18 protein-coding genes are annotated in these 13,874 nt (G+C 68.9%); 15 read left to right on the forward strand and 3 right to left on the reverse strand.

Annotation, left to right across the window (positions count from 1 at the left end; all coding sequences use genetic code 11):
• Positions 1–71 precede the first annotated feature (71 nt).
• From AC5020_RS14310 to AC5020_RS14335, 6 genes are all read left to right on the forward strand, one after another.
• The gene (locus tag AC5020_RS14310; protein WP_464988767.1) at positions 72–290 is read left to right on the forward strand and encodes a hypothetical protein; all 219 of its coding nucleotides are present in this window, start codon (positions 72–74) and stop codon (positions 288–290) included.
• A gap of 199 nt (positions 291–489) precedes the next feature.
• On the forward strand, positions 490–1,566 hold the full coding sequence (locus AC5020_RS14315; protein ID WP_464988768.1) for an aldo/keto reductase: 1,077 nt from the start codon (positions 490–492) through the stop codon (positions 1,564–1,566).
• Positions 1,567–1,575: 9 nt separating this feature from the next.
• Positions 1,576–2,151, forward strand: coding sequence for a P-loop NTPase family protein (locus tag AC5020_RS14320; RefSeq protein WP_464988769.1), 576 nt, complete (start codon positions 1,576–1,578; stop codon positions 2,149–2,151).
• Positions 2,152–2,436: 285 nt separating this feature from the next.
• A complete protein-coding gene (locus AC5020_RS14325; RefSeq protein WP_464988770.1) occupies positions 2,437–3,027 on the forward strand; it encodes a TetR/AcrR family transcriptional regulator in 591 nt (196 codons plus the stop codon).
• A gap of 46 nt (positions 3,028–3,073) precedes the next feature.
• Positions 3,074–3,439, forward strand: coding sequence for a nucleoside triphosphate pyrophosphohydrolase family protein (locus tag AC5020_RS14330; RefSeq protein ID WP_464988771.1), 366 nt, complete (start codon positions 3,074–3,076; stop codon positions 3,437–3,439).
• 67 nt (positions 3,440–3,506) lie between these two features.
• The gene (locus AC5020_RS14335; RefSeq protein WP_464988772.1) at positions 3,507–4,082 is read left to right on the forward strand and encodes a GyrI-like domain-containing protein; all 576 of its coding nucleotides are present in this window, start codon (positions 3,507–3,509) and stop codon (positions 4,080–4,082) included.
• A 350-nt stretch (positions 4,083–4,432) separates the two neighbouring features.
• Here AC5020_RS14335 and AC5020_RS14340 read toward each other — a convergent pair whose 3' ends face one another.
• Positions 4,433–4,648 carry a CDGSH iron-sulfur domain-containing protein gene (locus tag AC5020_RS14340; RefSeq protein ID WP_464988773.1) on the reverse strand — a complete coding sequence of 72 codons (216 nt, stop codon included), beginning with the start codon at positions 4,646–4,648 and terminating at the stop codon, positions 4,433–4,435.
• Positions 4,645–5,586 carry an iron-containing redox enzyme family protein gene (locus AC5020_RS14345; RefSeq protein WP_464988774.1) on the reverse strand — a complete coding sequence of 314 codons (942 nt, stop codon included), beginning with the start codon at positions 5,584–5,586 and terminating at the stop codon, positions 4,645–4,647. The genes AC5020_RS14340 and AC5020_RS14345 overlap by 4 nt, the downstream gene beginning before the upstream one ends.
• Before the next feature lie 401 nt (positions 5,587–5,987).
• Between AC5020_RS14345 and AC5020_RS14350 the strand changes: the two genes are divergently transcribed.
• The 4 genes from AC5020_RS14350 to AC5020_RS14365 all read left to right on the forward strand — a co-directional run bounded on the left by AC5020_RS14350 (position 5,988) and on the right by AC5020_RS14365 (position 9,537).
• Positions 5,988–6,935: a ribose-phosphate diphosphokinase gene (locus tag AC5020_RS14350; protein ID WP_377017808.1), complete on the forward strand. Its 948-nt coding sequence runs from the start codon at positions 5,988–5,990 to the stop codon at positions 6,933–6,935.
• A gap of 179 nt (positions 6,936–7,114) precedes the next feature.
• Complete coding sequence (locus AC5020_RS14355; RefSeq protein ID WP_464988775.1) at positions 7,115–8,311, forward strand: MFS transporter; 1,197 nt, start codon at positions 7,115–7,117, stop codon at positions 8,309–8,311.
• A 4-nt stretch (positions 8,312–8,315) separates the two neighbouring features.
• Positions 8,316–8,966: a LysE family translocator gene (locus AC5020_RS14360; protein WP_464988776.1), complete on the forward strand. Its 651-nt coding sequence runs from the start codon at positions 8,316–8,318 to the stop codon at positions 8,964–8,966.
• 160 nt (positions 8,967–9,126) lie between these two features.
• Positions 9,127–9,537, forward strand: coding sequence for a four-helix bundle copper-binding protein (locus AC5020_RS14365; protein ID WP_377017812.1), 411 nt, complete (start codon positions 9,127–9,129; stop codon positions 9,535–9,537).
• Between the two features lie 231 nt (positions 9,538–9,768).
• Here AC5020_RS14365 and AC5020_RS14370 read toward each other — a convergent pair whose 3' ends face one another.
• Positions 9,769–10,137 carry a hypothetical protein gene (locus tag AC5020_RS14370; protein ID WP_464988777.1) on the reverse strand — a complete coding sequence of 123 codons (369 nt, stop codon included), beginning with the start codon at positions 10,135–10,137 and terminating at the stop codon, positions 9,769–9,771.
• Between the two features lie 421 nt (positions 10,138–10,558).
• Between AC5020_RS14370 and AC5020_RS14375 the strand changes: the two genes are divergently transcribed.
• The 5 genes from AC5020_RS14375 (at position 10,559) to AC5020_RS14395 (ending at position 13,667) form a co-directional block, all read left to right on the forward strand.
• A complete protein-coding gene (locus tag AC5020_RS14375; RefSeq protein ID WP_464988778.1) occupies positions 10,559–11,071 on the forward strand; it encodes a DUF4383 domain-containing protein in 513 nt (170 codons plus the stop codon).
• A 119-nt stretch (positions 11,072–11,190) separates the two neighbouring features.
• Positions 11,191–12,072 carry a manganese catalase gene (locus AC5020_RS14380; RefSeq protein ID WP_377017818.1) on the forward strand — a complete coding sequence of 294 codons (882 nt, stop codon included), beginning with the start codon at positions 11,191–11,193 and terminating at the stop codon, positions 12,070–12,072.
• Positions 12,073–12,118: 46 nt separating this feature from the next.
• Positions 12,119–12,313 carry a hypothetical protein gene (locus tag AC5020_RS14385; RefSeq protein ID WP_464988779.1) on the forward strand — a complete coding sequence of 65 codons (195 nt, stop codon included), beginning with the start codon at positions 12,119–12,121 and terminating at the stop codon, positions 12,311–12,313.
• Positions 12,314–12,503: 190 nt separating this feature from the next.
• Entirely contained in the window at positions 12,504–12,929 is a 426-nt protein-coding gene (locus AC5020_RS14390; protein ID WP_377017822.1) for a DUF6098 family protein, read from the forward strand.
• Positions 12,930–13,238: 309 nt separating this feature from the next.
• Complete coding sequence (locus AC5020_RS14395) at positions 13,239–13,667, forward strand: VOC family protein (RefSeq protein ID WP_464988780.1); 429 nt, start codon at positions 13,239–13,241, stop codon at positions 13,665–13,667.
• Positions 13,668–13,874 lie beyond the last annotated feature (207 nt).

Here is a 13,874-nt window from a genome sequence, read left to right on the forward strand (position 1 = left end):
GACGCGAGCCGCCCGTGCAGCAGCCCGTGACCCGTGGCGCCTCTGTCCGTGCGGCGCGCTTCCTTCGAAGGGTGCGCGCCGCCCTACCGCACGGTTTCGTAGTGCGGGCCTGCGAGGAGACCTTCCGCGGCGACGTCACCGTCGGCCCCGAGGACGAGGCAGCGCCGCTGACCCCCGGCCCGCCGAGCATCTGGGAGCTGCATCCATGGGAGGCCGACGCCACGAACGCCGCCAAGGCGGGGCAGTCGTCCCTGGTGGCCTGGACATTCGAGCTGGTACCCGGGTTCTGAACCCGATTCACTAGCGCCCGACTGCGGCGCCCAATGCTGGAGGCTGGCCCCACCTGCGGTCACGGCTGGAAGCGCCCGAAGCCGCCGCTCCCCGGCGGGCGCCGGGGTGTCCGGCTCCGTCGGCCGTGACGTACGGTCGAAGCACGCTGCTCGCCCCGCACGGGCGACCTCATGCCACAGCACGAGAGGAAGGCATCCCATGGATCACATCCGTCTTGGTCACTCCGGTCTGTATGTGTCCCGTCTGGCGCTGGGGACGATCCCCTTCGGCTCCGGAGGCGGCTTCGAGAAGATCGCCGGGCTCTCGGTGGACGATGCCCGCCGGCAGCTCGACGAGGCCATCTCCCGGGGCGTGAACCTCATCGACACGGCGAACATCTACTCGGCCGGGGACTCCGAACGGGTGCTCGGCGAAGCCTTGGGGGATCGCCGCGAGGACATCATCCTCACCTCGAAGGCCCGCACGTCCATGGGCGAGGGCCCCAACGACACCGGCGCCAGCCGGCAGCACGTCACCCGCGCGGTCGAGGACAGCCTGCAGCGCCTGGGCACCGACCACCTCGACCTGCTGTACATGCACCAGTGGGACGGCCAGACGCCGATCCTCGAGACCATCCAGACCGTCACCGACCTGATCCGTGCCGGCAAGGTGCGCTACTGGGGCGTGTCGAACTACAGCGCGTGGCAGCTGACCAAGACGGTGTACGAGGCGCGGCAGGCCGGGCTCGAGGCCCCGATCGCGCAGCAGGTCTACTACACGCCCGAGGCGCGCGAGATCGAGTACGAGATCATCCCGGCCGCCCGTGACCTGGGGGTCGCGACGTTCGGGTGGAGCCCGCTGGGCGAGGGCCTGCTCAATGGCAAGGTGCGCCGTGGCCAGCAGACGCCGTCGGATACGAGGCAGGGCACCGGCTGGCCGGAGCCGCACGAGACGGACCGCGAGCGCGCCTATGACCTCATCGAGCTGTTCGACGAGATTGCCGGGGACCTGGGCTGGACGATCCCCCAGGTGGTGATCTCCTGGATCCTCGATCGCCCCGGCGTGGACGGCACGGTGATCGCCGCCCGGTCGTTCGAGCACCTCCAGGAGGACCTCGACGCCGCCGACCTCACCCTCCCCCAGGAGGCCCGTGACCGCATCACCTTGGCCTCCCAGCAGCCGGCCTACTACCCGCTGTGGCACCGCCTGCTCAACGGACAGGACCGACCGGAGCCGGCCGAGGCCGAGTTCTATCTGGAGCACCAGCGGGCGCTGGACGCTGCCAACGAGGGATGACACCGGGCCATGACCGGCACGAGGGATTCGCGGCTGATCATCATCCGCGGAAACTCCGGCAGCGGAAAGACACAGCTCGCCCATGCGATCCGCGAGGCACGGCCCCGGGGTATCGCCATCGTCAGCCATGACGTCCTGCGCCGCGAGATCCTCCACGTACGCGACCACCCCGGAGCCCTGAGTGTCGCGTACATCGACCTCTCGGCCCGGTTCGCACTGGACCATGGCCTGCACGTCGTCGTCGAAGGGATCCTGCACTCCGAGTCCTACGGATCGATGCTCGAACAACTGGTGTCAGATTACCGCGGAGTCAGCCGTTGTTACCGGTATGACCTCGCACTGGAGGAGACGCTGCGGCGCCATCGCACCAAGCCGCTGGTGGCGGACGTGAGCGAGGAGCAGGTGAGCTCCTGGTACCGGCCCGTCGACCCCATCGGGGCTTTGCCCGAGAGGGTCTTCGACGCCTCGGTCTCCTGCGAGAGCGCCCTGGAGACGTTCGTGTCGGACGTCGGGTGGAGCCGAGAAGCTGCGGACCGAGCTGTACATGCTGTTCGAGCGATGGGCAACGCGCGACGGAGGCCCTGATGCAACTCCGCAATCCGCCGTTGTCATAGCTCAGCTACCAGCTCGGTACCAGGTCTGCCCGGACGCCTCACACCCTTCCCCTGGGCAGCGCTGCTGGGAGCCAATACTGCCGAGATGGCGCCCTCCAGGCGCTCTTGCTCGGTCTGTGCGAAGCCGTCCACAGCAGGGAGTGCGCGCTGCATCGCAGCGGCACGTCGCTCGCACAGAGGGTGTTTGCCCCTTTTGGCCCGGTTCTGTGCAACACTGATTGCGTACTGATCGGTACGCAACCGAGGAGGAGCACTGATGGCGCCAGGAGGACGGCCACGCGCGTTCGAGCCCGCAACAGCATTAGACGCTGCCGTCGAGACGTTCTGGCGGCATGGATACGACGCGGCGGGACTCGCAGAGCTCACGGACGCTATGCACATCAGTCGACCCGCCCTGTACCGGGCATTCGGCGACAAGGCACAACTGTTCCGGGCAGCGCTCGAGCGCTATATCGCCCGCAACATGGGGTACGTCGAGCAGGCCCTGGCCGAACCCACCGCGAGGGAGGTGGCCGAGGCGTTCCTGACCGGCAACGCCAAGGCGGTGACGACCCCCGGGCAACCTCCTGGTTGCCTGTCCGTCCAGGCGATGGTCACCGATGAGACGGAGGCCTTCTCACTGCTCGCGGAGAACCGACGGGTGATCCAGGGACGCCTCGCCGACCGATTCCAGCGCGCGATCGACGAGGGAGATCTCCCCTCGGAGGAGGACGCCGAGGAGCTCGCCCGATTCCTGATCACGCTCACCACCGGATTCGCCATTCGCGCGGCCGACGGCGAATCGCGGCACGACCTGGTGGCTCTGGCCCGGCGAGCGTCGACCCTCGTCCGGACGACCGATCCGTGAAGACCCCCGACTACCGCCTCACACCCCACGACGAAAGGCACCACCCATGACCGAATCAGCCCGCCTCGCCCCGGCCCGAGACGAAGCACTCGAGATTCGACGCCTCTACGAGATCCTCGAGCAGCGCTTCAACGGCAAGACATGGTCTCTGCACGAGCTCATGCTCGGCTTCTCGCAGGACGTGGGCTACATCGGCCGCCTCCTTCTCGCACACGAGGGGACGTGGGAGATCGACGGCGACAGCGAAGCCGAGCTGAAGCACAAGCTAGCCGAGACGCTGTGGTGGGCCTTCGTCCTCTCCGAGCGGCTCGATATCGACATCGACCAGGCCTTCACCGACACCATGGCGAACATTCGCGCCGGGTTGGACACCACGATCGCTCGCACCGCCCCCACCGATCCTTCCCAGTGAAACTCGCCAGGAACCCCATGTCCCACAGCTCCGTTCGGAGCGGACCGAACATCGGAGCACCGACCCCATGACAACAGTCCCGCATCTCCACGCCGCGGACGACCCCGAAGTCGTCCGCGTTCCCGCCATGACGTACGTATCGATCGCCGGCACCGGCTCCCCCGGGACCGACGAGTTCTACCGCAAGATGCTTCTCATCGGCGACGTCGCACGCCAGGTCACCGGGGAGTCGCGCCCCGTGATCGAGATCCAGTACTGGTACCCGGAGAGCTCGGCCCCGGTCGAGATCGCGGACTTCTATACCGTCAACCCCGTGCCTTCACTCCTCTACCGAGTGCTCGCGGCCATTCCCGACACCACTACGACCGAGGATCTGAACGCCGCGCGAACTCGTGCAGCGAGCACTCACGATCAGCGCGAAGACGTCATCGCGCTGCACACCACGCCCGAGCACGACGTCGTCCAGGTCATGCACCACGGCCCCTTCGCGGGCGAGTTCGAGACCCTCGAGCGCCTCGGAACATTCGCGCAGGAGCGCGGGGTTCACCGCAGTGGCCCGCATCATGAGCTCCATCTCGACGGCTTCACCCGTGAGACCCCGCAGGAGACCCTGCGCACCATCCTGCGCGATCCCGTGGCGTGAGCTCCGATGGCGAGTTATGCCTTCACCGCCCATTCGAAGTGTCTGACCTGCTGTGTTCGCCTGGTTACCCGATGACTCCGGCTCTCCGATTCGCGCCAACCATGGGGAACGAGCCAGGCGATTGCAACGTGGACATCCGGCGAAGTATTTGGCCCTGAGCGAGGCCGGGGCCATGACGCTTGTCCCGCCGCAGCGTCGCCGTGAAAGCCGCACGATTCGGGGCCTCGGGATCACGGCGCAGTGCGCCCCGGGGCGCACTCGGACGCAGTGGTCGCGCCCTGATCGGGCCCTCAGGCAGCGTGAACAGACCGACGCTGGCCCCGCTGCTCTACGGGCCTCAGGCGTCGCTCTCAGGCCGACGGCCGCTTCGTCCGCATCACCTTGTGGGTGCCGTCGCACCACGGTTTGATGGCCGATCCCCCGCACATGCACACGGCGCTGACCGGTCGCCAGGTGCGGTGCTCCTCGCCGTCCGCGTCCTGGATGACGTGCTCCCCGCGCAGCAGCATCGGGCCGCCCGGGCACAGGACGACGTCGGGGTGAGCGTCTTCCGCCTCGGCGCTCATGCGGCCCACTCCGCGAGCATCCGCTCGGCGTAGCGATCGTCGACGTGCATCGAGGCCCAGGCGCCGAAGTAGATGTTCTCGTACTGGTCGGGGTTCTCCTCCAACAAGGTGCCGCAGACGTTCCGGATCGCGAGCTGCTCGTGGACCGCGTCGGCCTCCACGTGCTCGGTGTAGTACTCGATGATCTCCGCGGGGAATCCGAGGCGCTCCAGACCTCGGGCGACCTTGCGGGAGGGCGCGGAACTGGTGGCCTCGAAAGCGCCGAGGAAGCCGAGGGACGCCGCCCGCAGCCGGCGGTTCAGGCCGAACATGCTCATGACGTTGTCCTGCTCGAGGATCTCCAGCGGGGCCTCATCGATGTAGGCGCCGAACTCGGAGGACAGGCCGCTGGCCTCGAGGCCACGCGCGAAGAGCTGGGCGTGCAGGCGGTTGGGGTCGCCGCCTCCGTACTCGTCGTACTGCAGTTCGACCACGGCCGCTTTGACCCGGTTGGTCAGCCGCGGGATCGTCCACGTGGTGTGGTCGGATTCCTTCAGCGTGTAGATCGACTTGTGGCGCAGGAACTGGCGCATCTGGTCCGCCGTGGCCGCGCTCTGCAGGTGGCCCACGACCGACGGGCCGTCATGGCCGGCGACGAAGGCGAAGAAGTTCTCGGCGAAGTCGCCGGGCTCGGGGAATTCAGGGGCGCGGTCGCGGAGGTCCTGTTCGAAGCGGTGTTCCAGCTGTCGTCGCAGGCCGATCAGATGCGGGTCCCATTCCAGCTCATCGGCCACATCGTCGAAGCCGCGGTGGTGCAGCTCGAACAGGGACCACAGGGCGATCTGGACGTCGTCAGGGCCGTCGGCCTCGGGAACCGACCCCGCCCGTGCGGTCTCCCCCGAACGCATCGCGTCCAGGACCGCTTCGCTGAGGGGTCCGCGCGCCGTGGGGGTCAGCATCGCTCGCTCCCGGTTCCGACGAACATCCGTGGCGCTGCAGCGGGTCGCGCAACGGTGGGCGGGCACGTCAGCGGGCGCATTGAGGTCCTCATCTCGCGGTCATCGACGCGCGGCCGGGAACAGATCGCCCGGAGTCTATGGCCCTGTGCGTCGGCGATTCACGTACCGACCCAGCGATGCGTTGGCCGCAGTCGCCCCTCTCCACGATCGCGGTACCGTGAAAGCCCAGGCCATAAAGGTATGCACCGGCCCGGACGGGAGCGGGCATGTCGCAAAGCCATCGTGGACCTAGCGGTTGGTCCGCTCGCGGTACGCCCATGCGGGCCTGACGAGTTGGAGCGAGGGGCCGCCCCCAACCGGCCATCTGCGGCCGGCACCGCGACGTCTGTACCGTGGGCCGTATGAGCGATATCCGGGTGTTCGCGGGCCGTGCCAGTGAGTCGTTCGCGGCCCTGATGTGCGAGCGGCTCGGCGTGCCGCTCAGCGACACCCGGTTGCAGCGCTTCGCCAATGACTGCCTGGAAGTGCAGTTGATGGACAACTGCCGGGAGCGGGACGTCTACCTCGTCCAGTCCATCGCCGCCCCGGTCCAGGAGCACCTCGTCGAGCTGCTGCTGATGATCGACGCGGCGCGCGGGGCCAGCGCCTCACGGATCACCGTGGTGATGCCGCACTTCGCCTACGCCCGCTCCGACAAGAAGGACGCCCCGCGCATCTCCGTCGGCGGCCCCCTGGTCGCGGACCTGCTGGCCACCGCGGGAGCGGATCGGGTGCTGACGATGACGCTGCACGCCCCGCAGGTCCAGTCCTTCTTCCGGATGCCGACCGATCAGCTTCACGCGCTGCGGGAACTGGCCGATCATTTCTCCGGCGAGGACCACTCGAACACGACCGTCGTCTCCCCCGACCTCGGCAACGCCAAGAGCGCCACCGCGTTCGCGCGCCGGATCGGTGCCCGCGTCGCCGCGGGCGCCAAGGAGCGCTTCGAGGACGACCGGGTCGTGATCACCTCCCTGATCGGCGACGTCGCCGGCCGCGACATCATCGTCCTGGACGACGAGATCGCCAACGGCAGCACGGTCATCGCCATCCTCGAGCATCTGCGCAACGCGGGTGCCGGGCGGGTCCGCGTCGTGTGCACCCACGGGATCTTCTCCAACGGCGCCCTCGACCGTATCGGCGCCGCCGAGGAGGTCGACGAGATCGTCACCACGGACACGGTTCCGCGCCAAGGCAAGGACCACCCCAAGCTCAGCGTGCTCAACGTGGCCCCGGCCTTCGCCGAGGCCGTGCGCAGGATCCACAGCGGCGACTCGGTCAGCGCGCTGTTCGGCCCCACGGCGCTGTAGGTCCGCTCCACGGCGCAAGCACCTTCCCGCGGCGGATCCTTCACAGGAACATTCCCCTGGCTCTCGCCACCATCACCGTGGCGCGCTAGTCTCGTCCTCACCACGAGCGCCGACCGGCGCCTCGTCAGTTCAGGGAGTTCGGCTCCCGGGTGGGTGGGCATCCTCCATGGAGGCATGCCGTGCTCGGACCCTATTCGAATGTCCTGCTGACCAGCCACGTCACACCCCGGCTCATCGCCGTGTTCCTCAGTGCAGTACCGCTGGGGATGCTCTCGCTGACGATCGTGCTGTGCGTCCAGGAGTGGACCGGCACGCTGGGCGCCGCCGGCGTGGTCAGCGGCCTCTTCGGTCTCGGCAACGCCGCCGGCCTCACCGCCCAAGGCCCGTTGATGGCCCGGGCCGGGTCCCGTCCGATCGTCCTCGCCGCGGGCGGAACCTGCACCGCCGCGCTTCTCGCCTTCGGGGCGGCGGGGCAGCTGGCCGGTCCGATATGGGTCGTGGCAACGACGGCCGGGATCGCCGGGGTCGCCATCCCGGCCATCACCACGGCCGTGCGCGCTTGGCTGCCGCACGCATTGGCCGACGAAACGCTGCGCGGCACGTCCTATGCGCTGCTCTCGGCACTGTTCCAGGGCGCCGTCACGATCGGTCCGGTCCTGGTCTCGCTGTCACTGCTCCTTCACGGACCCGTCCTGGCCGTCGGCATCGCGGCGCTGATGATCCTGACAGCCACGGCCATGTACGCACTGACCAGCGACCGGCGCGGAGCAGCCTCGCACGAGAGCCCGGTGGTTCGCTCCGCAAGTTCGCCCGGATTGCACACTCTGTTGACCGCGGCAAGCCTCGAAGGACTCGCCGCCGGGATGACCGCCGTCGCCATCCCCGGCATCATGACCGACGCCGGTCTCGCCGGGCTGGCCGGCATCGCCTTCGCCGCCCTCGCACTCGGCGAGGTCCTCGGCGCTCTCGCGTTCGGCGCACGCACATGGCCGGGTCCCCGCAGCAGGCAGTTGTCACTCGCTCAAGCCACCGTGACCGCGTTCGCGCTCCTGGTGTTTCTTGCCTCCGGGCAGCCATGGTTGGTCGTGCTGGCCATGTTCGGGGCGGGTCTGACCGGCGCGCCGAGCTCGATCGTGAAGTCGGCGTTGCTCGATGTCGTCGCGGCGGGACCGGCGATCGCAAGGAGCTATTCCTTGCTCGTCGCCGTCGGACTGGTGTTCGGGGCGACGGGAAACGCGCTCGCCGGCGTGCTCGCAGGACCCCTCGGCGTCGACAGACTGTTGCTCCTTCCGGCCCTCGCTCTAGCCCTGGCCACGATCTTCACAGCGGCGCGATGGCGCACACTGGGAAATGGCCACGATGACGCGAAGGAGTAGATAGATGCTGTCCGCCGCGATCGGACTCGGTGTGACCTCAGCGATCCTGATCGCTGTGCCGGGCCCGAGCATCCTCTACCTCGTCGGCCAGGCCTTGACGAATGGGAGAGTGCCCGCGCTGCGGGGCGTCGCGGGCAATGCCCTGGGGACCTTGACGGTCGGTTTGGTGGTCGCCGTCGGCCTCGGCGCCATGCTGGCCACGTTCTCCGTCGTGAGCACAGCGCTCCGGATCGCGGGCGCGGTCGTTCTCTGCGCTCTCGGTGTCGGCTATCTACGCAAGGCAGCCGGCCGGGCCGTCATCGAGGTCCAGGAGCAGCCAACTTCGGCGGGAAATCCGAGACGGGCGCGGAGTCCTCTTGCTCTTGGCTACGTCGTCGGGGTGAGCAATCCCAAGGCGGTCATCATCTTCGCCACGGTGGTACCGGCATTCTTGCCGCCGCAGTCGGGGATTCCCGTCCTGCTGCAGCTGCTCACCCTCACCGCGGTGCCTGTTGTCGTGGGGGTCGCGCTGGATACTGCGTGGGTCGAGAGCGCCCACCGGGCACGGCGATGGCTATCGCGGTCGGAGAACTCCCTCCGCTGGGTGCACGCCGCCGGTGGACTCCTCATGATCACGATGGCGGGAATCCTGGCCTTCGAGATTCTGTCGCAGTGATCGCCCGCGCCAGCATGGGCATCGTCCCCGTCCGCCTGCGCGCCACCGTTCGGTAGGTCCCGCCCCAGAACCTTCCACCGCTGACCTGTTGCTGACTACGGTCCAGGCAGCGGGCCGTCGAGCGCCCGTTCGGAAGGACGACACGACAAGGAGCGAGATCATGACCCACCACGTCAGTTCCATGCTAGAGACCTACCCGAAGGACCTCGGCAGCATCGATCAGCAGAAGCTGGCCGAGTGCATCGAGGCCTGCTTCGAATGTGCCCAGACCTGCACCGCGTGCGCCGACGCCTGCCTGGCCGAGGACATGGTCGCGGACCTGCGTCAGTGCATCCGTCTGAACTCGGACTGCGCCGACGTCTGCGAGACCACCGGCCGGGTGCTCTCACGTCAGACCGGGAAGAACGTCGAGCTGAACCGCTCGCTGCTCGAGGCCTGCCGAACCGCCTGTGCCGCCTGCGCCGAGGAGTGCGAGAAGCACGCGGAGATGCATCAGCACTGCAAGGTCTGCGCCGAGGCCTGCCGCCGCTGCGAGCAGGCGTGCGCCGACCTGCTCTCCGCGATGGGCTGAGAGGGAACCCGCCGACCGACCCCCGCCGCGCTGCGGCCTGAAGCACGTACCGCAGCGCACGTGAGTCACACGCACAGAGGGAGCCCGGCCATCGTCGGCCGGGCTCCCTCCGTGCGCGAGAGGCCACCGCTCGGTAACCCTCGGTGCGTGGACATGCGGGACGTGCGAAAGGGGACGACCGGATGGCCGTCCCCTTTCGGGGTCAAGGGCCGCTGCGGCCCTCGGGAGTGATCAGTTGTTGCCGCTCTGCTGACCGCCCTGACGGCCGGCCTGGCTGGGATCGGCGGAGTTCTCTTCGCCGAAGCTGCCCGAGCTGGCCTGGCCACCCTGGCGGCCCGCTTCGCTCGGATCGGCCGAGTTCGACTCACCGAAGCTGCCCGAGCTCTGCTGGCCGCCTTCGCGACCGGCCTGGCTGGGATCGGCCGAGTTCTGCTCGCCGAAGCTGCCCGAGCTCTCCTGGCCGCCCTGCTGGCCGGCCTGGCTGGGATCGGCCGAGTTCTGCTGGCCGAAGCTGCCCGAGCTCTGCTGACCGCCCTGGCTGGCCTGCTGTTCCGTGTCGTCCCGATTGCCGAACTGCCCGGGGTTGTTCTGATCAGCCATGATGAACTCCCTTCATGTCCGCCGGCCGACGGCCGGCCGAGCTATCTGCTCGTGACCAAAACGTTATGCACAGTGAGAGCCGCTTCTCAACCCCCACGACCGACCGTTATGCCCCCGGCCATCTCGGCGGAACCCGCACGTCGACCGCCGGCCGACGGCACCACGGCCACGAGCCGCAGAGCACTTCTCGCCGCTGGCCTCGACCTCATCGAGCTGACATACCCCGCCCGGCGCGCCCCGGCCAGTCTCCTGCCGATATCCGGTCCGACCGGTCGGGAACCCTTGGCGGCCCCTCGCGGCGTGGCTACGTTGGCGAATGGGACCAGCCCCCGACGCAGACCCGTCGGAGCCGGCCCCTCTCCCGAGACGTCGACGCCGCACCGCGACACCCACGATGACTCGATTCCGCAGAGGACCGATCATGACCACAGCCCGACCCGACCCCGCTTCATCCGCCGGCCGCACCCCCGGCACCGGCCGCTCCCCCATCCAGATCGCCTCCCTGGTGTACGGCGTGATCTTCCTTCTCGTCGGCATCGCGGGATTCATCCCCGGCCTGACCACCGACGTCGGCTCCATGCAGCTGGCCGGGCACCACTCCGAGGCGATGCTGATGGGCATCTTCCAGGTCTCGATCCTGCACAACGTCGTGCACCTGCTCTACGGGATCGCCGGCCTCGCGCTGGCGAGCCGCCCCTCCCTGGCTCGCCTCTACTTCCTCGTCGGCGGCGCCGTATACCTGGTGCTGTGGATCTACGGGCTCGTCATCGGCGACCACTCGATGGCCAATTTCGTGCCGCTGAACACGGCCGATGACTGGCTGCACTTCATCCTCGGCGTCTCCATGATCGGCCTGTCGTTCCTGCCCCGCCACGGGCCCGGCCGCACCGCCACCGCGACCCAGTACGGAGGCGCTGAGCACGGGCGGCATTGACTTCTTCGTCGGTGCCCCGCTCTCGCGGGCGCACCACTGACCGCTTCGCCGACGACGCCTGGCGCGGATCGCCGGCGAAGCGACTGGATCGAAAGAATCGCCCCTGAAGGAGAAGATCCGTGTTCTTCCACAAGCAGGAACTGCAGTTCAAGGCCACTCCCGACAAGCCCGACGCCGTCTACGCCCGCAAGCTCCAGGAAGTGCTCGGCGGCCAGTACGGCGAGATCACCGTCGCCATGCAGTACGGCTTCCAGGCCTGGAACACCCACATCCCCGGCAAGTACCGCGACCTGCTCTACGGGATCGGCGCCGAGGAGTTCGGGCACGTCGAGATGCTCGCGACCATGATCGCCCAGCTGCTGGAGAAGGCTCCGATGGGCGTGACCGAGGACGCGGTGCAGTCCGATCCCACGATCGCCGCCGTCGTGGGCGGGATGGATGTCCAGCACGCCATCGTCGCCGGCGCCGGGGCACGCCCCGTGGACAGCAACGGGAACCCGTGGAGCGGCAGCTACATCACCGCCAGCGGCAACCTGCTGGCCGATTTCACCTCCAACGCCAACGCCGAGATGCAGGGCCGCACCCAGGTCGCTCGGCTGTACCACATGACCGACGACTCGGGCGTGCGCGATCTGCTCTCGTTCCTGCTGGCCAGGGACACGATGCACCAGAACCAGTGGACCGCGGCGGCCCGTGAGCTGCAGGAGGAGGGCCTCGAGCAGATGCCTGTTCCGAGCAACTTCCCGATCAATGACGAGTACCGCGAGGCGTCCTACCAGTACCAGAACTTCTCCGACGGTCAGGCGGCCTCCGAGGGCTCCTGGGCCAGTGGCCCCACGCCCGACGGGAAGGGCGAGTTCAGCTACCACGACGGGCCGACGACCTCCGCGCCGATGCCGGAGCCCACCCGCCCGGACCCGCGGCTGTACGGCACCACCGACAAGCCCAACCCGATCGAGAAGGCCACCGGGGCCGTCAAGGACACGTTCAACAAGCAGTGACCACGCACCGCCGCCCGCGCTGTGCGAACCAGTGGGAAGGAGAGTCATGACGGAGAACCAGTACGGCCATACCGATCCGGAGCCCACGCGGCCGTCCCAGGCCGAAGGAGAACCGGACGAGGACCTGATGCCGGCGGGAGACGCCAGCGACGAGCCGGAGCCCACCGAGCAGGACGACGGCGAGCACTTCGATCCGGACCCGCTGCGGCCTTCGCAGGCCGAAGGTGACTCGCAGGGTTGAGCAGCCAGCCCTCGGGGCCGCCCCGGTGCCTTCGGGCCCCGGGGCGGCCTTGTCAGCTCCCGGCCCGCTCGGAGGCTCCGGCACGTCTCCCGTCTCGCGCGCGGGCCGGGGTCTGAGTCAGAATCTCTGATCATCACGGTGCCCCGCCCCGCGCTCGGCGGCCCGCAGAAGAACGACACCTGGAGGTCACATGTCCACCGAGATGCGGCGCATCGGGTCGCTCGACGAGCTCGAGGCAGAGCTGCGCGAGAATCCCGAGCTCTTCCTGCGCTACTCAGAGGGTCCCGATGCGGACCGGGAGGGCGGCAGCATGGACAGTGAGAGTGGGCTGGAGATGCCGGGGCTGTCCGTGAACCCCATGCATCCCGAGTCGTGGTGGACCCGGCCCGTCACCGACTGGCTGGCCCGGCAGCTGTGCCAGTACAAGGATCTGGCGGAGAAGAACCCGGAACGCTTTGCGTGGGTGCTGCGCGGCGAGCGCGTCGGCAACGGGCCGGACTGCGAACCGCTGATGACGAACGTCGAGCCCATCGCGCGGCTGGAGCCCTCCGTGCTCGAGGAGGCCGAGCGCGTGTACGAGGAGAACTTCGACGCCGGCCAGGGCCCGGAGGACTGAGCGCCCGGAAGAGCGAGCGCTACCCACAGCTCAGCGCGCCCCCGCCGCTCAGCGCGCCCCGCGGCCCAGCGCCCCCACCGCCAGCACGACACGCGGCTCAGCGTGCCCCGCCACCAGCACGACACGCGGCCCTACGCGCCCATTCCACCGAAACATGCCGCGAGCGGCACGGATCAGTGGAACGGAACGGCGCGTCGCCTACCGTTCCGGCTCGTGCTGCCCGAAAACTCCTCCGCCCGTCGGCCCCCGCGCTTACGCTTCCGGTGAGCGCACGACGCCGCGTCGGCGCCCTTCGTGGAGGAGGACATCATGCCCGCAGCCCTGCACCCCTACCTGAACGTCCCCGGCAACGCCCGGGAGGCCTTCGAGTTCTACGGCTCGGCCCTCGGGGCCACGCCCCAGTTCGCCACCTTCGGAGAATTCGGAGCCGTCCCGGACGGCGACCCCAGCGCCGACAAGATCATGCACGGCAGCCTCGAGGTCACCGACCTCATCAAGCTCTACGTCTCGGACGTCATCGAGGGCATGTCCCCCGAGGGCTTCGTCCAGGGCAACAACGTCACGCTGTCCCTCATGGGCGATGACGACGCCGTGCTGCGCAGCGCCTACGAGAAGCTCTCCGAGGGCGGCACCATCACCATGCCGCTGGAGAAGCAGATGTGGGGCGACGTCTACGGCAGCTTCACCGACCGCTTCGGCATCGTCTGGCAGGTCAACATCTCCGGCTCCGAGAGCTGAGCACCGGAGACTGCCGGTGCAGCTACGGGTGACGCCGTGAAGTGTGTCTCCACGGACGCCTGACAAGGTTCGCCACCAGCGCTGAGTTCGAGGGGGGGGGGGGGGGGGGGGGGGGGGGGGGGGGGGGGGGGGGGGGGGGGGGGGGGGGGGGGGGGGGGGGGGGGGGGGGGGGGGGGGGGGGGGGGGGGGGGGGGGGGGGGGGGGGGG

This window comes from Brachybacterium sp. SYSU DS0246, from assembly GCF_059391765.1.